The following is an 18,205-nucleotide window of genomic DNA, read 5'->3' on the forward strand; positions in this document are numbered from 1 at the left end:
CTACCGTTCCATCTCCTGGGTGAGGACCGAGCTGACGGTCTCCAGATCTGGGCTTAGGTGCCCGTTCCCGAGGTCGAGCCAGGTGACCTCAAGGCGTGCTGCCAGCTCTGGAACACCGGCCCACAACGGCTCCGCATGCTCGACCAGGTGATGGACGTCCCCGCGATTCATCACGTACCGCACGCGGTCCGGGACTCCGGACTTGGCGAAGCGGGCCGCGACGGAGACACGAGTCCTCAGTCCGTCCTCGTACGACGCGTCAGCCCCGAAGACTCCCTGCAAGGCACGTTGCGAGAAACGGGCATGGTAGCGACGCACGTCGGTCTGCGGGTTGAGCGCCAGGACGGTGGACCCGCGGACGAGCGAACCCAGATGGAGCGCCGCAAAGCCTCCCCCGGAACTCCCGAGAAAGACCACCCGCCGGATACCCAGCTGATCACTCACGGTCTCGACGACCCGAGCGAGCTCCAGGTGCAGATCCATGCTGCGGGTCCCGAGGTACCACCCCAGCGTGAGCGAGGGATCGAGATCGAGCGTGGGATCGGCCACCGAGAGCGCGTTGACTCCCATCGTCCCGAGCGAACGAAGTCGCTCGAACCGCGGCAGGACGGTCTTCGCACGGTTGAGTGCACCGTGGAGCGAAACCACGAGGATGTCGCTCTCAGCCCGCTGCACCGCGAACGGGAGAGCCACCGGGCCCATCTCCACCACGTGGGTGGACCGCTGGCTCCCGAGCGTGAAGCGCGAAGGCGTGGACTCGTAGTGCACGAGCTCGCCGAAAGGGGACTCTGCCCGGTGGCCCGAGATAGTCATACCGCGTCGCGTCCGGGGATCGAGCCGCGTGGCGGAACCTGGTCGCCCCCCGGAGCCGAACGCATCTACGAGCGTCGCCGCCGCACCGTAGTCGTGACCCCTTCGAATGCGCTCCTCGAGGGAACCGAAGGGCGGGCCGCTGGTGCGTCCCGAGCAGAGCTCACGACGTGCCTCGACGTTCTCGCTCTCGAATCGCTCGATCTCCTTCGTCGACGGAACACTGTCCGGAACGCGATACTGCGCGGCAGTATCGTCCATGTCGTGGCCAACAGGAAGCACGGTGACGGACCCCGACCCGATCACGACCTTCTCCTGCATGCCGTGCCCGTCCAGGACGACCGCGGTCTCCCCCGCGGAGCCGCCTGCCCCGACCGGGCGTCGCGGGTACCGTGCGCTCCCGGGTGAGATCGACGTGATGACACGGAACGCCGTCCCCGACTGCACCGCCTTCACGACCGTCGTCTCTGCCACCTGGCCCCAGCGCGGGGAGACCCACCCGTCCAAAGGATCGACCTGTCCGCGAACCAGCTCGATCGCCGGGCTCCGCCCGCTCCACCGGAAGGTGACCTCTGCCGGGCCGTTCCTGATGCCAACGGTCGGGCCGACCTTGCGCGCGGTAGCCCGGGACTCGACGTGCCACCGAACCTCGGCCGTGACCGGCCTGACCGCGCGCACCGTGTCGACGACGAGCAGCGCCTCTGTCGCGCGGGCGAACGTCACCGCGCGCTCGATCGTGACACCGCGATATCCACGGTCTCGCAACCTGAAGTGGTCGAACCGGTCGTTGGTCTCGTAGCCCACCAGCTCGACCACCGATGCGGGGTCGTACTCGGTATCTCGGACGTGCACGACGTTGTGCCCGAGCCGGCCGGTGACGTAGGTGCGTGCGGGGTCGCTGAGGTAGGCGTACTTGCCCGCCTCCGTGAGGATCGGTCGACCGCCCGAGAAGTATGTGACCCCCCCGCCGTCCGCATGTCCGTGCACTCCGTCCGCCGCGCCGAACCTCAGCGAATAGAAGGTCTCTTCCTCGAACCGGCGCTCGGTCTCACCCCAACCACTGCGCCCGAAGACGTAACCGGCATTGAACAACGCCACGGTGGAGTCAGGCGGACTGCCGGCGCCTCCCGCCGTCGCTACGTACGAGACCTCCGGCGCTCCCTCGGTCTCGCGTAGCCAAGTCCGAGGCGCAGTGTCGCCGATGATCTCCAGCGCTCCGTCGGGCCGTGCGGCATGAGCGAGCGCGTTCGACGTTCGCTCTACCGCTGCGCGGATCGCGCTCGCATCGTGGCCCTCGAGCTCGACACGGCGGATCAGCTCCCTGACCCACCGGTAGTTGAGCAGCCAGTAACCGGGAGCCGCCTCGCGGTTCACGCCCTGCTCGTCGAACTCCGCAGAGACGTGTCGCACGATCCGGTCATGGCCCTCATCGATCCAGCCCTGCTCCCGGAGCGCACACCCCAACATGAAGAGTGCGGCGTGCTGGTGCAGCGCGTGGTTGGAGTGCCCGAGGTGTGACGGGTCGAGCAGCCACTCGCCGTGATCAACGAGGGAGTCGAGCAGCCAATCAGGATCCTGGACGTAGGGCAGGCCCAGGAGCAGGGTCTGAGAGCGCAGCGCATCGACCATGTTCGCCCAGGCATAGGTTGCCGTGGAGACTGCTGGCGGGTTTTCGCAGATCCACTGGCGTGCGACCTCTTCCCAGACCGACATGAACGACGGGTCACCAGCGGCAGCAAGCCGGCGCAGCGGATCGAGCCACCGGAGCATGTGGAGCTGCGCCCGCCAGTTCCGCTGCTTCAGCGGGTCCTGCGACCAGACGACCGGGCGCGCAAGTTCGACCTCAGGGTGCGGTGCCAGCGTGACGAATCCGTCCCGCAGGCGCCGCGCCACCTCCTCATCGTCACCGCGCGGCGCAAAGTCAGAACCGAACGACTGACGAGCAGCGACCGTCCTCGCGTGCTCGAGCATCTCCGGGCCGAAGCTCTTACCCACCGCTCTCGGCCGCCTTCGTGGCAACCAGCCCGTCGTAGATCGCGGAGACGCGGGCGGCCAGGTTGCGCCAGTCCCGCTCACGGACGACCCACTCGCGAGCCTGCGCGCCGAGCCGCTCGCGGAGGACGTCGTCATCAAGGAGGCGCCGGAGCACGCTCTCGAGAGAACCGGCATCGCCCTTCGCGTGGAGCAGACCGTTCTCGCCGTCCGTGACGATCTCGGCGAGCGCTCGGACGTCGGACGAGACGACGGCCTTCCCCATCGCCATGGCCTCGAAGGGCTTGAGGGGCGAGACCAGTTCGCAGACCGGCAGAGGAGCGCGGGGGAACGGGGCGATGTCGATCAGCGAGTAGTACCGCTCGACGTCCGCGTGCGGCACGCGGCCCGTGAAGGTGACGTAAGAACCCAGGACACCCAGCTCCTCCGCGAGCGACTCGAACACCTCCTTCTCGGCACCGTCGCCGACGATCAGGACGTGGAAGTCGTCCCGCTCGCTGGCGAGCCTGCTCGCCGCCCGGATGAGCAGGTCGAGGCCTTCGTAGTCGAGCACCGAGCCCACGTACCCGATGATCGTCTTTCCCTGGAGCCCGAGCTGGCTCTGGAGCTCGACGTCGCGCGGGATGGGGGTGAAGCGCTCCGTGTCGACGCCGTTGGGTACGACGACGATCTTCTCCGCGTCGACGCCACGATCGATCATCTCGTCCCGGAGCCCGCGCGTGATCGTGATGACCCGGTCCGCTGCCGAGGCCGCGTCGGCTTCCATGCGCTTCACGTACCGGTACATGCCTGAGTCGTGCCACTCCGGGTTGCGCGAGGCGCGTGTGACCTCCCAGAGCCCCCGCACCTCGTACACCGAAGGGATCCCGAGTCGACGCCCCGTCTCGACCGCGGTCAGACCGTTCCAGTGGTTCGACGCCGCGTGGATGACGAACGGACGGTGCTCCTTGGCCAGGGCGGCGAGCGCTTCGGAGTACTGAGCGACATAGTCGGTGATCGGGTTCTTCTGCCAGCGCCCCGCCTCCGTGCTGAGACGCGAGTACGTGACGCCGTCGATCACGTCGACACCGCTGATCTGCTCGAGCTCGTCGTGCCCTGGCGTGTCGAAGGGAAATCCGAGCCGCGTGACGGCACGCATGTCCCACTCCGTGCTCAGCTGTCGCAACAGGCCGTGCGACCGGGTGGCGTAGCCGGCAGAACTGTACGGGAGCGAGTTATGGAGCAGGTAGAACGCGCTTCGAGGGTTCGGCTCATAAGCAACACCCTGCGAGCGCTTGCCGAACGGAAACCCCCGCTTCGCGAGCTGATAGTTCGTGGGAGCGCCTGTCGCAGTCGGCTCCTCGCTGCGTTCCCGCCGCCGCTCGATCGCCTTGAGGTTGGTGCGGGCCCACCCGTCCCCCGGTCGGACGCGGGCGTACTCCCGGAGGAGCTTCCCGCTTCGCTTGTCCTGCCCCCGGGCAAGGCTGCGCCGAATCGCACGACGCAGCGCGTCGACAGGGACTTCGGCGGGCGCGGTCTCGTCGAGCAAGGCGACAGCCCGGCCCGTACGCCCGATCGCGAGCGCATAGATCAGCTCAGCGGACCGCTCCTCACTCGCGGTGGGGAGTGGGGCAGAAGCACCTGGCCTCTCGCCGACACGCTGCTCGAGGAACATCTGGGCGGCGCGAGCGGCGACGGCGTCCGATCCCTGTGCAACGATCCGAATCCCGTCGACATGCTTCTGCGGGACGAGGAAGTCGAGCGCGGACCGGTGCAGCTCAGGGTGAGCGGGTAGCTCGCGCACGAGCGCATCGAGCGCTTCGGTGAGGATCGACGACGACTTGTCCTTGCTCCGGACGAGTTCGACGAGCAGCTCGTAGGCACCCAGGTGCCACGGCCGGACGTCCAGAGCGTTCCGGACGGCCACGTAGGCAACGTCCGAGCGCTTCGCCTCGATCGCCCACTGTCCGTTGAGGTACCAGAGATCTGCCCGTCGCGGAGCGAGAAGTGCGGCCCGACGGATGGACTCCAGTGCGGCGTCACGGCGCCCCTGAGCCCATCGCTCCTTCGCTTCCACGACGAAATGGCCGACGTCGTGGCCGGCCACGGTCGGTCTCGGCGGGGGGCCAGCCAGTCGGCGGCGGATCCTGGACACCAGGGAACGCTTCGTCACCGCCAGACACCCTTCGTGTCGATCACGATCTTCTCGCGGAGGCGCAACGGCTTGCGGTCTGCGTCCTTGAAGTCCGTGTGGTCGACGAGCACCAGCACGATGTCGGCGTCGGAGACGGCACCGGCGAGGTCCCGCAGCTCTACGTTCTCCCGACCCGCGAGCCCGCGAGGCAGCTCGTCGATGTGCGGCTCGACCGCCAGAATCACGGCGTCACCCACCTCGGTCGCGAGCCTCGTGGCGATCGCCAGCGCCGGCGACTCGCGCAGGTCGTCGATGTCCGGCTTGAACGCGAGGCCGAGCACGGCGATCCGGGGTGCCTTGAACCGGTCGGCGTGCTCCTTGACGCGAGAGATCACGTACTCGGGCTTGGCGTCGTTGACCTCACGCGCCGTGCGGATGATCCGGGCACGCTCCGGGGCAGCATCCACGATGAACCACGGGTCGACCGCGATGCAGTGGCCTCCCACGCCAGGACCCGGCTGCAGGATGTTCACGCGCGGGTGGTGGTTGGCGAGCCGGATGAGCTCCCAGACGTCGATCCCGAGGTCGGCGGAGATGAGCGACAGCTCGTTCGCGAACGCGATGTTGACGTCGCGGTACGAGTTCTCGACGAGCTTCGCCATCTCGGCGGTGACCGCGTCGGTCAGCAGGATCTCGCCCTGGCAGAAGACCTGGTAGAGCTCCTTGGCCCGCTCGGCGGCGTCTGCCGTCAGACCACCGACGATGCGGTCGTTCGTGACGAGCTCGATCATCACGCGACCGGGCAGCACGCGCTCTGGGCAGTGCGCCACGTGGATCCGGGCGCGCCCCTCCGACCCGTCGAGCGACAGGTCGGGACGCGCAGCGAGGATCCACTCCGCCATCTGCTGCGTCGCCTGGGGCGGCGACGTCGACTCGAGGATCACGAGGGCGTCTGCCGCCAGGTGCGGCGCGATCGCCTCGGCTGCGGCCTGGATGTAGGAGAGGTCCGGCTTGTGCCCGTCGGTGAACGGGGTCGGGACCGCGACGATGAACGCGTCGGCCTGCTCGGGCTTGGTCGCCGCGCGGAGCGTGCCCTGCGTGACCGCACCAGCGACGTACGTCGCGAGGTCGGGCTCCACGAACGGCACGTCGCCTCGGTTCACCGCCTCCACCGTGCGCTCGTTGATGTCCACGCCGATGACGTCCACGCCGTTCGACGCGAGGATCGCCGCCGTCGGGAGCCCGATGTACCCGAGCCCGACGACGCACACAGTGGTGTAGCTCATGATTCCCCTCAGATGAGGACGTGCCGGTCGGCACGTCCGTAGAACTGGACCTCGCCGCTCGCGAGCAGCTCGGCGTCGGACACGTCCCAGGTGTGCGCCGCGCCCGAGCGCATCTGGACGAAGTTGAAGCGGTCGGCGGAGAACACCCGCGCCCCGGCGTCCACCGCTGATCGGAGGAAGCCGGTGTCTTCTCCCCGCGTCACAGAGGCGAACTTCACCCGCTTCGCGAGATCTCGGGTCGCGACGATCGTCGGGCCCATGACGAAGTCGCTGAACTGGTGCTCACGGTGCCTGAACCGAAGAATCGTCGCGTCGAGCGACCCGAGATACAGGTAGTGCGCTTGCTTTCCCACCACCTCGGCGCCGGAGTAGGCCAGGGCGTCGAGCTGGTCGGACAGGTAGTGCTCGCCGTACAGATCGTCGTCGTCCATCTTCGCGACGACGTCGCCGTCGGACGCGACGATGAGGCGGTTGAGGCACTCCCCCAGCGGCACGTCCTGACCGGCCGTGAGGAGCACGAGATCCGCGACCCCGGCCTCCTTGGCGCGCAGCCGCACGTCCGCCTCGTCGACGTCGAACCCGTGCGTGAGGAGCGCGAGCTGCACGTCGACGTCGCGCTGCGCACCCACGGTCCGCAGCACGTGGTCGAGCTGTCCGGGCCGGTTGGTCGACACCAGTGCCGACACGCTCGGCCGAGCAACTGTCGCCGACTCGGCCAGCCCGACGTCGTGCAGCACGCGCTGGACCCGTGCGCCGTACGTGTGCTCGCGCCAGATGCGGCGCTGGCCACGGTGCGTCGCGCGGTCGCGCAGCTCGGGCGAGCGCACGAGCGCACGGATCGTGTGCGCGGCCTCGGCCCGCTCCCCCACGACGAACACCTCGTCGGGCGGGAAGAACTCGCCGGTCGCCGCGCTCGGCGTCGTCACCACGGGCGTGCCGCAGGCCGTGATCTCGAAGACCCGGCGCGCGCACATGCTCGGCGAGTCGACCACCGAGTTCACGTTGAGGAACACCTTGTACTCGCGGTACGCGGTGAGCATCCGGTCGTAGTCGAGCGACCCGACGACGCGCGACCCGAACGGCTCCGGGAACTGGTACCTCTCGTCCCCGCCCTGGAACCGGGAGAAGATCTCGAGACCGTTCTCCATGCGCGGGGAGACGTCGACGGCGGCGCCCAGCAGCAGGTCCATCTGCGCCCGACGCTCCGGGTACTTGTGCGCGAAGTACATGCCGCCGAACGCGACGTCCCCCGACGGCCCGTTGCCGTGCGCGCGCACCGGGTTGTGGATCGCGGGCTGCGCACCGAAAGCGAGCACGCCGACGCGGTCGTGGCCCAACCGCTCGCGGTAGGCCTCCACGCGGCCGACGTCGGTCGTGTACACGTGGTCGAAGAGCGCCGCGGCGTCGAGGAAGTCCTCGAAGTGCGCCGGGTCCTCCTTGTTCCAGAACACCGTGGGCACGCCCCGCTCGCGGCACGCGGCGACCAGCTCGACGAACGCCGGCCGCGGGGCCGACGTCCCCGTGAGGTGGTACTGCCAGGCACCCGCGTTGCCGTTCCAGGCCGACTCGACGAACAGCAGGTCCAGCCCCGGCCGGCCGTCGCGCTCACGGTCGAGCTCGTCGCGCCACGACGCGGGCGTGAGGGCCACCTGGTCCCACTCGAACCCGAAGGCGAGCCGGGAGAAGTCGTCGAGGATCACGCCGACCCGCAGCGCCGGACGGGCAGCCGCACGGTCCGAGACGGTCCACGGCTCGAAGGTCACGCCGTCCTCGGAGCGAATCGCGCCGCGCGCGCCGGCCGGTCGCGGCACGCTGCGGCGGCGGAGGTACGTGCGCAACTGGGACAAACCGCCCCGGCGGAGGTGCCAGAGCGCCTTCCGTGCCTCGTCGAGGCGCGAGTCCCCCTGTGCGTCCACTGCCACCGTCTCGTCCGTACTCAGCCGACGCTCAGGTCGCGACTCGGCCGCGCACATGGTACCGCTGTCCCGGTCTCGGAACAGAACCGGTTCGCCCGTCGATCAGGGCACGTAGGCGACGACGACGCGCCCCTCGCCCCGCGCGTTCAGCGCACCCGCCGCATGGGGGACGAAGACCGACTCGCCGCGCGCCAGGGGCGTCTCGCCGGAGCCCTCGCCGACGCCCGCGGCGAGCGTCACCGCGCCGTCGAGGCACAGCACGACGCGCGGGCCGACGGCGGGCAGGGGCACCGGGGCGTCACCTGCGACCTGCCCCGCCCGGAGCGCGAACTCCGCGACCGGCGGGCGGTAGGTGACGAGGCCGGACCCGTCGTCGACCAGGCGTGGGCGGGCAGCAGGCCCAGGTGTGCACGTGGCGCACTCGAGCAGCGCGTCGACGTCCACGAGCTTGCTCGTGAGACCGGCGCGCAGGACGTTGTCGGAGCTCGCCATGACCTCGACCGCGCAGCCGGACAGGTAGGCGTGCACGTGCCCGGACGGCACGAACATCGACTCCCCCGGTGCGAGCGTGACCCGGTTGAGCATGAGGGAGACGACGGCGCCCGGGTCGCCCGGGTGCTGCTCGGCGAGCGCGAGCACCGTGGCGTCGGCGCGCCGCGAGGTGCGCCGCGGGCTGCCGGACCCCGTGACCGGGCCGCGCTCGGCCCGAGCCCGGACCGAGGCGACGGTCCGCACGAGGTCCGCCGCGACGTCGGGCTCGGACCGGGCATGGAGCGCGAGCGTGAACGCCTCACGGACGCCGGCCTCGGTCGGGCGGGCGCGGAGCGCGGCACGCATGCGGGCGACGAGGTCGCCGTCGAGCCCGTCGAGGAGCTCGAGGATGAGCGCCGGCCGCCGGAAGCCGGACAGGCCCTCGAAGCGCGACACCGCCACGACCATCTCGGGCTTGTGCTGGTCGTCGTGAAAGCTGCGCAGCGGCGAGTCGCGCGCCACGCCCTCCCGGTTCTCGCGGTTGAACCCGGCGCGGGCCCGGTGCGGGTGCGGGTGGACCTGCAGCGACAGCGCACGCTCGGCGGCGAGCACCTTGAGGAGGAACGGCAGCCGAGGACCGTACTGGTCGAGCACGCGCTGGCCCAGCACCCCCACCGGGTCCGCGCGCACCAGGTCGGCGAGCGACGTGCCCGACGCCGTCGCCCCGCCCGGGCGAGGCGCCTCGCCCGGGTGCGCCGCGCCGTCGGGCACGACGCGCGACGGCGCGAGCGGGTGCGCGCCCATCCACAGCTCGGCCGCCGGACGACCGTCCGGTTCCACCCCCAGGAGGTCCTGGATCGCCGACGTCGAGCCCCAGTCGTACGGCTGGACGGTGTTCTCCAGCCGGTAGAACGCGCGCGGACGAGCGGCGGGGAGGGCGTCGACCGACGCCTCCTCCGACCGCTCGTCCGCCGCGCTCGTCATGGGCCGAGCCTAGAGGCCGAGGGCTTCCCGGATCGGGCCCAGGAGGAAGTACACGAGGAACATCGCCGACGCGACCCACATGAGCGGGTGGATCGCGCGGATCTTCCCGAGCGCGAGCTTGATGACGACGAACGCGAGGAAGCCCGCGCCGATGCCGTCCGCGATGGAGTACGTGAACGGCATGACGATGATCGTGAGGAACGCCGGGATCGCGATCTCCACGTTCTTCCAGGAGATGCCGGCGATCTGCGTCATCATGAGGAACCCGACGAAGACCAGCGCCGGTGCGGCAGCCTCGTAGGGGACGAGCGCGACGAGCGGCGACAGGAACGTCGCGAGCAGGAACGCGACGCCCGTGACGACCGAGGCGAGACCGGTGCGCGCGCCCTCGCCGGCGCCGGTGGTGGACTCGACGAAGCTCGTGTTCGACGACACGGAGCCCGCTCCGCCCGCGGCCGCGGCGAGCGAGTCGACGACGAGGATCGCGCGCGAGCGCGGCGGGACGCCCTCGGCGTCGTTCAGGCGCGCCTCGGCGCCGACGGCGACCATGGTGCCCATCGTGTCGAAGAAGTCCGCGAGCAGGAGCGAGAACACCAGCAGGATCACGGTGACGGTCGCGATGTTCTGGAACGAGCCCAGCAGCGAGAACTGGCCGAGGAGGCCGAAGTCCGGGACCTGCACGACGCCGTCGAACGTCGGCGCGTTGAGGTTGAAGCCGTTCGGGTTGGAGCCGTCAGGAGCCTTGGCTCCGATGTGCAGGGTGTTCTCCAGCACGACGGCGAGCGCGGTCGCCGTGAGGATCGCGACGAGCAGCGCGCCCTTGACCTTGCGGACCCACAGCACGATCGTCAGCACGAGGCCGACCACGAACACGAGGATCGGCCACGTGCCGAGGTTGCCGAGCGCGAGGAGCGTGCCGCTGCCCGCGGTGACGAAGCCCGCGTTGACGAGGCCGATGAGCGCGATGAAGAGGCCGATGCCCACGCTGATGGCCGTCTTCAGCTCGACCGGGACCGCACGGAAGACCGCCTCGCGGAACCCGGTGAGCACGAGGAGGAGGATGATGAGGCCCTCGATGACGACGAGGCCCATCGCGTCCGCCCAGGTCACCCCCGGCAGGGACGCGATCGAGTACGCCACGACCGCGTTGAGGCCCAGCCCGGCCGCGAGGCCGAGGGGGAAGTTCGCGAAGACGCCCATGGCGATCGTCATGACGCCCGCGACGAGAGCGGTCGCCGCGGCGATCTTGCCGAAGTCGGGCGCGTCGCCGCCGCCGAGGAACTGGCCCGTGCCGTCCTGCACCGTCCCGATGATCAGCGGGTTCAGCACGATGATGTAGGCCATCGCGAAGAACGTGACGAGACCACCACGGATCTCGGTGCCGATCGTCGAGCCGCGCTCGGTGATCTTGAAGAAGCGGTCGATGGCGCCGGAGGCAGGGGGCGGCGCCTGCTCGTCCTCGCGGACGGAGGTGGGGGTGGACATGGGGAGAATGCTGCCAGAACCCTGTGACCGCGCGGTAACACGCGGGACACGGTCCGGCATCGCCCCCGGGAGGTGTCCGCGCACGTCAGGCGGCGCCGACCGCGGCGAGGGCCGCCGCGGGTGTGCTCGACACCACGTCCGCGGCGTCGAGGTCGCTCCCCCCGGGACGCACGAACGCCGCGGGCCGGAGCGTGCCGGTGCCGTGCCCGAGGCTCTCTGCGGTCGCGAGGTCGGTCACGGTCCGGGGCGCCCCCGTCGCGAGCTGCACGGCGTGGAGCGCGTCGAGGATCGCGGCGGCACGCTCGCCGGCCGGGCCGGCAGGGACCCCGTGGACGAGGCGTGACGGGTGCAGGAGGTCGACGACGGCGTGGCCCGGCCGGTGCTCGTCGGGCACCCAGGCGACCGTGGCCCGGACTCCGTCGGCGGCGAGCCCGGCGGCGAGCCACTCCGCGGTGCCGGCGGGGACGCGGGCGCGCCCGACGACGAGGTCCCCCGGGCCGAGGTGCGGGGCCAGGTCGTCGAGCGCGTCGCGGAGCGCCACCACACGAGAGGCGCCGTCGGGGTCGGGGTCGGGCCCCGCGCCGACGCACAGGACGTGCACGCGAGCACCGGCGACCGCCGTGCGGTCCGTCGTGGGACGGAGCCGGCCGCTCACACGAGCGAGCGCGAGGAGCCGCTGGAGCCGCGGCTCACCGGCGCGGACCGTTCCCGTGCGGAGCACGTCGAGGGCGCGGGGATCCGTGTCGTGGAGCACGACCTCGTGGCCCGCTGCCGCGAGGCAGGCGGCGTGCAGGACGCCGCGGCGACCGCATCCCGAGACCGAGACCCGCACGACGCACCTCCCCGCGCCCGACCCTGCACCCCGCCGGCCTCAGTAGGCCCCGGAGCCGGAGAACACCGCGCGCGCCGTGCGCGCGAGGATGAGGAAGTCGCCGAACATCGTCCAGTTCTCGACGTAGTAGACGTCGAGCCGGACGCTCTCCTCCCACGACAGGTCCGACCTGCCGCCGACCTGCCACAGGCCCGTGAGCCCGGGCTTGACCAGGAGGCGACGCCGCACCTTCTTCTCGTACTTCTGGACCTCGCGCGGCAGCGGCGGCCGCGGCCCGACGAGGCTCATGTCACCGCGCAGGACGTTGAAGAGCTGCGGGAGCTCGTCGAGGGAGTAGCGGCGCAGCACACGGCCGACACGCGTGACGCGCGGGTCGTCGCGCATCTTGAACAGCGGGCCCGCGCCGTCGTTCTGCTCCTCGAGGTGCTGGACCTCGCGGTCGGCGCCGACGCGCATCGACCGGAACTTGAACATGGGGAACGTCCGCCCGTTCCGGCCGACGCGCTCCTGACGGAAGAGCACCGGGCCGCGGCTGGTGACCCGCACGGCGAGCGCGACGAGCACGAGCACCGGCAGCGCGGCGAGCGTGATGAGCGCGGCGCCGGTCCAGTCGATGACCGACTTCACGGCGAACTTGGGCCCCGTGAACCGGGGCGCGTCCACGTGCAGGAGCGAGACGCTCTCCGCGGGAGTGATGGTGATGCGCGGTCCGGCGACGTCCGCGAGCTCGGCCGTGAGCATGAGGTCCACGCCGTACGGCTCGAGCTCCCAGCCCAGCCGTCGGACGACCTCGGCGGTGATGGCGTCCGAGCCTGACACGGCGACGACGTCCGCACCGACCCGCGTGGCGACCTCGCCGGCGTGCCGCAGCTCGCCGAGGACCGGCACGCCCCGGATCTCCTCGTCCGACCCGAAGCCGCCGGACGGGACGCACACGCCGACGACGCGGTACCCCGACTCGTCGCGGCCGTTGAGGTCGCGGATGAGGCGCTCGGCCTGGTCGCGGTGGCCGATGGCGAGCACCGCCGAGCGCATGCGCCCGGTGGCCCGCTGGCGGTGGAGCCACTGGCGCCACGCGTACCGGCCGAGGAGCAGGCCGCCGAGGCCGATCGGGAACGCGAAGGCGAGGTAGCCGCGCGCCTCCGGGAAGCGGAGGAGGAACGCGAGCACGGCGAGCACGGCGAAGAGACGCCACGAGGCGTCGAAGACCCGGTGGTACTCGGTGGGGCCGCTTCCCATGACCCGCGGGTCGCGCGTCCTGCTCGCGACGAGCGAGATCAACCAGGCGGCGCCGACGAGGAGGCTGAGCACGACGTACGGGATGCGCGCGTCGCGCACCGGCTCGTCGATGAACTTGTCCCAGCGCAGGAAGTACGCGACGAGCACCGCGACGACGACCACCGCCGTGTCGGTGAGCAGCAGGCGTCGGCGGTAGGCGACCTCCCAGCCCTGCGCGGCGAACGCGGCGCGCGCGGCGCGGATCCGGGCGGCGGGAGTCGTGGTGAGAAGGGTGCGCAGACTCCGCCTCGTGTCTTCGGTGACGCTGTGGGACATGCGTCCACCTCCGGTCGGTTCCACACCCTGCATGGCGACTCATCCTAGGGTTCAGAAACTGCGGGAACGAGAGTTGTCAGGGGGTTTCACCCGGGTGAGAAGACGTTCCGCACCGTCGTGGTCGGAGGCGTCCTGAGGGGCGAGATCCTGCGGATCTGGCGCCGCGCTAGCCGCTCGGAGAAATAGGTTGGACGGGTGTCCAGATTCCACGTTCTGCCGAAGGTCCGGATACATCGGACGAAGGTCCCGAAGCGATGCGCGGCCCGGCGCCGGCCAGATCCACCTGGACAGGTGACCACATGTGGAGGCCGTAGCGCGGCGCATGCATCCTAGCGTGCCGTTGCGAGTGCTCCCGACGTGTGCTCACACCAGAAGGGGATGAGGCGCAGGTCACGGCTGTGACACCCGGGTACGGGTGAAAATCCGCGCCGTGGCTACGATGCCCCTGTGCCCTCGTTCGTCACGCTGCTGCTGCACCCTGACCGCCGACGCCCCGACCCGGCGCCCTGGCGGGTCGACCTGCGCGTCGTGATCCTCGCGGGAATGGCCCTGTGGACCGCCGCGCTCGTCGTCTGCGCGGTCCTCCTCGCGACCGGCACGCTCGGCCCGCGCGCGGTCACCACGTGCGGCGCCGGCCTCGTCCTCGGCCTCCTCGGGCTCGCGTGGGAGCGCCGGAACCGGACCCGCTACCGCGCGTCGTCGGACGGCTGAGGGTCGTCCCAGGCCGTCCGCGCCAGCGCCCCCTGCGCCGCGCCCGGGTCACGGAGCACCTCCTCGAGCACGAACCTCGCGCCGTGGCGTCCCGCCGCGACCGCGAGCCCCGTGGCGAGCCCGGCCGGCCCGGTCGCGTGCACGACGGCGTCCGCTCCCCCACCCCGCTCCACCCACCACGAGACCGCGACCCCGCCCACGCGGAGGTCGTCGTGGCGCTCCCAGGTGCGCGGCACCGGCCCGTCGAGGACCGCGTGCACCACCTCGGGGACGTCGGCACGACGACCAGCGGCGTCGGGGGCGGGGGCGTCGCGCGGGACGGCCGCGACGTCCAGGAGATCGGCGACCTCGGCGACGAGGCCCGGCGGCGCGGGGAGGACCGCGCGGACGGGCGACCACATCGGGTCGGGCGAGACGGCGACGTCGTCCGCGCCCACCACGAGCACCGCGCCGGCGCGCAGCGCGGGCACCCGGTCCGGCGGCGGGTCCAGACGCTCGCCCCGGCCCGCGAGGACGCCGAGCGCACGCCAGAGCGTCAGCGCGGCCTGCGCGTCGACGACCTGCCCGACGCCGGGCAGGACGTCCAGGAGCTCGACCCACTCGTCCGGCTCGAGCTCGGCGAGGTCCCGCACGCCGCCCAGCGCGGCCAGCGCCTCGTCGTCGAGCCCTGCCACCTCCGGCGGCGCCGGGCGCAGGAACGGGACCCGCCCAGGGCCGGTCCCGAGCGCGAACGCCCCACCGAGCTCCTCGCGCAGCCACCACGCGGTGTACGAGCGTGCCGTCGCGCCCCGACCGCCCTCGGCCCGCACGGGGGCGAGCAGCGCCTCGCGCGCGGCAGGGTCCGCGGCGAGGCGCGCGAGGACGTCGGGCCACGCGTCGTCGTCGACGGCGTCCAGGTCCGCGACCGCGACGACGTCGCCCACGTACGTCTCGGGGCCGAGGGTCGTCGCGAGGTACGCGAGGTACCCGCCCCAGTCGGACAGCCACCCCTCCGGCGCGTGCGGGTCCAGGTCCGGCTCGTCCTCGGCCGACGCGGGCGTGAGCACGTCGTGCGCGCGCAGCACCCCGAGCCCGACGGCCGCACCCACCGCGCGCAGCACCGGCTCGCCCCAGCGGTCGACGACCGCGGGATCGACGAGGCCGAGCGTGCCGAGCGCGTCCGCGGCCCACGTCCCGGGCAGCGCGCAGCCGCGCACGGGCGCACGGTCGCCGTCGGCCGTCGGGACGGGCAGCTCGCCCCACCAGAACGGCAGCCCCGCCCGCTCCGCGTCGGGAACGTCCCGTACCGCCGCCGCGACCAGCGCGAGCAGCCGCTCGACGTCCGAGGAGGGGTCGTCGCCCGCCTCCGCCGCGTCCGACGCCGCGAGGACGCGTTCGCGGACGGCCCCGTCGGCGAGCACCGTCCGCAGGTCGGTCACGCGCGCCCCGAGGCGTTCCAGCAGCGGGTGCGCCGCGCGCGGGTCGACGACGCGCAGCCCGAGGTCGGCCGCGTCGCGGGCGTCCAGCACCCCGCCGGCGTCCGTGGGCTCGCCCGACCCGGCGTCCAGGAGGAGGAGGCCGCGGGCGCCGCGCACGACCTGCCCGCCGAGCAGGGGAACGGGGAGCGCGCCCAGCGCCTCGAGCACCGACCGGTCGGCGGCGTGCGGCGCGAGGGCGTCGTACAGCGCCCGCCAGCGCGCCGGGTCGGCGACGCGCGGGAGGTCGTCCACCACGTCCGCGAGGTCCACGACCTGCGCCCCGAGGGACCGCGCGACCGCGCGGAGCGGACCCGGGACGTCCACCAGGTGCGCGACCCCGAGCTCGGCCCGCACGCGCGCGTCGCCCACGTCCCCCGCGAGGACGCGCGCCTCTGCCGGCGCGACCAAGGAGTGCCGGGCGGCGTCGGCGTCCTCGTCGTCGGCCACCCAGGTCGGCTCCTCGGCGCCACGCGCCGGCGGCGCGTCGAGCGGGAGGAGCGGGGTCCGCGCGAGCTCCGCCTCGGCCGACGCCCGCACCTCGGCGTCGACCGCGCTCGCCGGCAGCCCGGTCGGGACGAGCGCCAGCACGTCGGCGCCGCGCGACCGCGCGAGCCCGCCGAGCAGCTCCGCGTACGCCCGCCCCGCCGCGCGCGCGACGTGCGCGGTGACCGGCCCGGGCGGGACGTGCCGGCGCGCCGGGTCCAGCGGGAAGGTCGCCAGCAGGAGCGCCGGGAACGTGAGGTGCTCGTCGGTGGGCGTCGGTGCGTGCAGGACGTCGGTGCGCGCACCGACGTGGGGCAGCGCCCACGTGACCGTCCACCGCGTCGTCGCGCGTTCCTCGACCGGGCGGTCCGCGAGCAGCGCCGGGTCGATCGCCCCCTCCCGGCGCAGGACGGTCCACCGGTCGGCGACGTCGGCGACGCGGCGCTCCTGGACGCCGTCCCCGACGACGACGACCTCGGCGAGCGCAGGGAGCGCGAGCAGGAGCGGGTCCCCCACGTCGGCGAGCTCCGCGCGGACGGCAGCGAGCGCCTCGGCGTCACGCAGCTCGAGCTCGACGACCGTGTCGTAGCCCGACGGCACCTCGACGCGGGTCGGGAACGGGAGCCGCAGCACCGGGAGCCGGTCGCCGCGGCGCGCCACCTCGGCGGCGAGGTCGGGGCGGTCGGCGACCACGTCGTCGAGCGCGGCGCGCGTGCGCGCGAGCGACAGCTCGACCGCACGCTCCCCCGCGCCGACCCGCACTCGGTCGGAGACCGAGCGGACGGCGGCGAAGCCGACCCCGAACCGGCCGACCGTGGCCGTCCCGCCGTCAGCGTCCCGCGCGCCCCGCCCCGTCGCGGACGCGCGCAGCGCCACGAGCGACGCGACGCCCGGCGCGTCCAGCGGCTCGCCGGTGTTCGCGGCGCGCAGGACCCAGGTCCCGTCAGGAACCGACGGCGCGTGCAGGCTCAGGCGCAGCCGCCCCGGGACCCCGGCACGGGCCGCGGCGTCCGCGGCGTTCTGCGCGAGCTCGACGACGACCCGCCCCCGGTACGACCCGTGGGCGTGGTCCTCCTCGGTGTTCGCGTCCTCGCGCAGACGCGTCGGCGACGACCGCCACGCCTCCAGGACCGCACGGCGCAGCGCGGCCGTCCCGAAGACGTCGTCCGTCACTCCTGCGGCTCGTCCGCCGCCGGCTCGGAGGCCGGCCGAGCGTCCGGCTGCGCGTCGACCGAGACCTCGTCGAGCACGGGCGCGGGGTCCGCGTCCGCCGACGCGACCACCGCGGTCGCGGGCTGCGCCGTCGGGGCGACCGACTCGAGCAGCGAGACGATCTCGACGTGCAGCTCGTCGACGAGGGGGTCGGCGTCGGGCCAGTCGCTCCGCTGCGGCTCGACGTCGGTCTCCGAGTGCGCGCCGCAGCCGTGGTCGAGGCTCACGACCTTGCCGTCGTCGGGCGACCACTCGTTCGCGCACACGCCGAACACCTGGCCGAGGCTGCCCTGGAGGGTGACGAGGAAGCCGCACGACCCGCACTCGGCGGCCGACGCGACGGCGCCGCGCGCCGTCGGGCCGCGCGAGCCGCGGTACCAGCGCTCGGCGGCCTCGTCCCGGCCCTGCGGGGACAGGACGCGGGCGCGTGCGAGGGCGAGCTCATCGATCGCGACGGCGTCCTGCTCCTCGTCGCCCGTGGGCACGTAGCCGGGCTCGAGGCGCGGGTCGTCGGCGCGGAACGGGAGCACGTCGCCCGGCCCGACGTCGCCCGGACGCAGGCGCTCGGACCACGGCAGCCACGACGGCGCGAGCAGCGCGCCGTCACCCGGCAGCAGCTCGACCTCGCACACCGTGGCCGTCCGACCGCGCGGCACGCGCGCGAGCGTGACGGTCCAGTGCCAGCCGCGGTAGCCGCGCATCGTGCACGCGAACCGGTGCGAGATGAGGCGGTCCGCCTCCGCGTACGTGCCGAGGTGCTCCCCGACGTCCTCGGAGCTCTCGGCGACCTCCTGGGCCGCGGCGCGCGCGAGCTCGACCGCGCCCGTGAGCACGGCGTCGCGCGCGGCACGCGCGGACACTCCCCGGGAACGCTCCTCTGCGGCAGCCACGGCGACCAT

At 72.6% G+C, this 18,205-nt stretch carries 11 protein-coding genes; 1 reads left to right on the plus strand and 10 read right to left on the minus strand.

Annotation, left to right across the window (positions count from 1 at the left end; genetic code table 11):
- The 8 genes from A0J59_RS08455 to A0J59_RS08490 all read right to left on the minus strand — a co-directional run bounded on the left by A0J59_RS08455 (nt 1) and on the right by A0J59_RS08490 (nt 13,443).
- The gene (locus tag A0J59_RS08455; protein ID WP_064315802.1) at nt 1-2,805 is read right to left on the minus strand and encodes a heparinase II/III family protein; all 2,805 of its coding nucleotides are present in this window, start codon (nt 2,803-2,805) and stop codon (nt 1-3) included.
- Nucleotides 2,798-4,888: a glycosyltransferase gene (locus tag A0J59_RS08460; RefSeq protein ID WP_064315803.1), complete on the minus strand. Its 2,091-nt coding sequence runs from the start codon at nt 4,886-4,888 to the stop codon at nt 2,798-2,800. Before A0J59_RS08460 ends, A0J59_RS08455 begins: the two co-directional genes overlap by 8 nt.
- Nucleotides 4,889-4,950: 62 nt before the next feature.
- Nucleotides 4,951-6,201: a UDP-N-acetyl-D-mannosamine dehydrogenase gene (gene wecC, locus A0J59_RS08465; protein WP_064315804.1), complete on the minus strand. Its 1,251-nt coding sequence runs from the start codon at nt 6,199-6,201 to the stop codon at nt 4,951-4,953.
- A gap of 8 nt (nt 6,202-6,209) precedes the next feature.
- Entirely contained in the window at nt 6,210-7,964 is a 1,755-nt protein-coding gene (locus A0J59_RS08470) for a glycosyltransferase (RefSeq protein ID WP_255365083.1), read from the minus strand.
- Between the two features lie 255 nt (nt 7,965-8,219).
- The gene (gene manA, locus A0J59_RS08475) at nt 8,220-9,572 is read right to left on the minus strand and encodes a mannose-6-phosphate isomerase, class I (RefSeq protein ID WP_082918860.1); all 1,353 of its coding nucleotides are present in this window, start codon (nt 9,570-9,572) and stop codon (nt 8,220-8,222) included.
- A gap of 9 nt (nt 9,573-9,581) precedes the next feature.
- On the minus strand, nt 9,582-11,057 hold the full coding sequence (locus tag A0J59_RS08480; RefSeq protein ID WP_047232423.1) for an NCS2 family permease: 1,476 nt from the start codon (nt 11,055-11,057) through the stop codon (nt 9,582-9,584).
- Between the two features lie 85 nt (nt 11,058-11,142).
- Nucleotides 11,143-11,889, minus strand: coding sequence for a UDP-glucose/GDP-mannose dehydrogenase family protein (locus A0J59_RS08485; RefSeq protein WP_064315806.1), 747 nt, complete (start codon nt 11,887-11,889; stop codon nt 11,143-11,145).
- A gap of 39 nt (nt 11,890-11,928) precedes the next feature.
- On the minus strand, nt 11,929-13,443 hold the full coding sequence (locus tag A0J59_RS08490) for a sugar transferase (RefSeq protein ID WP_053370210.1): 1,515 nt from the start codon (nt 13,441-13,443) through the stop codon (nt 11,929-11,931).
- 447 nt (nt 13,444-13,890) lie between these two features.
- Here A0J59_RS08490 and A0J59_RS08495 point away from each other — a divergent pair, with 447 nt between their 5' ends.
- Nucleotides 13,891-14,154: a DUF2530 domain-containing protein gene (locus tag A0J59_RS08495; protein ID WP_082918861.1), complete on the plus strand. Its 264-nt coding sequence runs from the start codon at nt 13,891-13,893 to the stop codon at nt 14,152-14,154.
- Here A0J59_RS08495 and A0J59_RS08500 read toward each other — a convergent pair.
- Nucleotides 14,130-17,267, minus strand: coding sequence for a sacsin N-terminal ATP-binding-like domain-containing protein (locus A0J59_RS08500; protein WP_064315807.1), 3,138 nt, complete (start codon nt 17,265-17,267; stop codon nt 14,130-14,132). The genes A0J59_RS08495 and A0J59_RS08500 overlap by 25 nt on opposite strands.
- Nucleotides 17,264-18,205, minus strand: coding sequence for a DUF3027 domain-containing protein (locus A0J59_RS08505; RefSeq protein WP_064315808.1), 942 nt, complete (start codon nt 18,203-18,205; stop codon nt 17,264-17,266). Before A0J59_RS08505 ends, A0J59_RS08500 begins: the two co-directional genes overlap by 4 nt.

This window comes from Cellulosimicrobium sp. I38E, assembly GCF_001647255.1.
Lineage (GTDB): Bacteria > Actinomycetota > Actinomycetes > Actinomycetales > Cellulomonadaceae > Cellulosimicrobium > Cellulosimicrobium cellulans_E.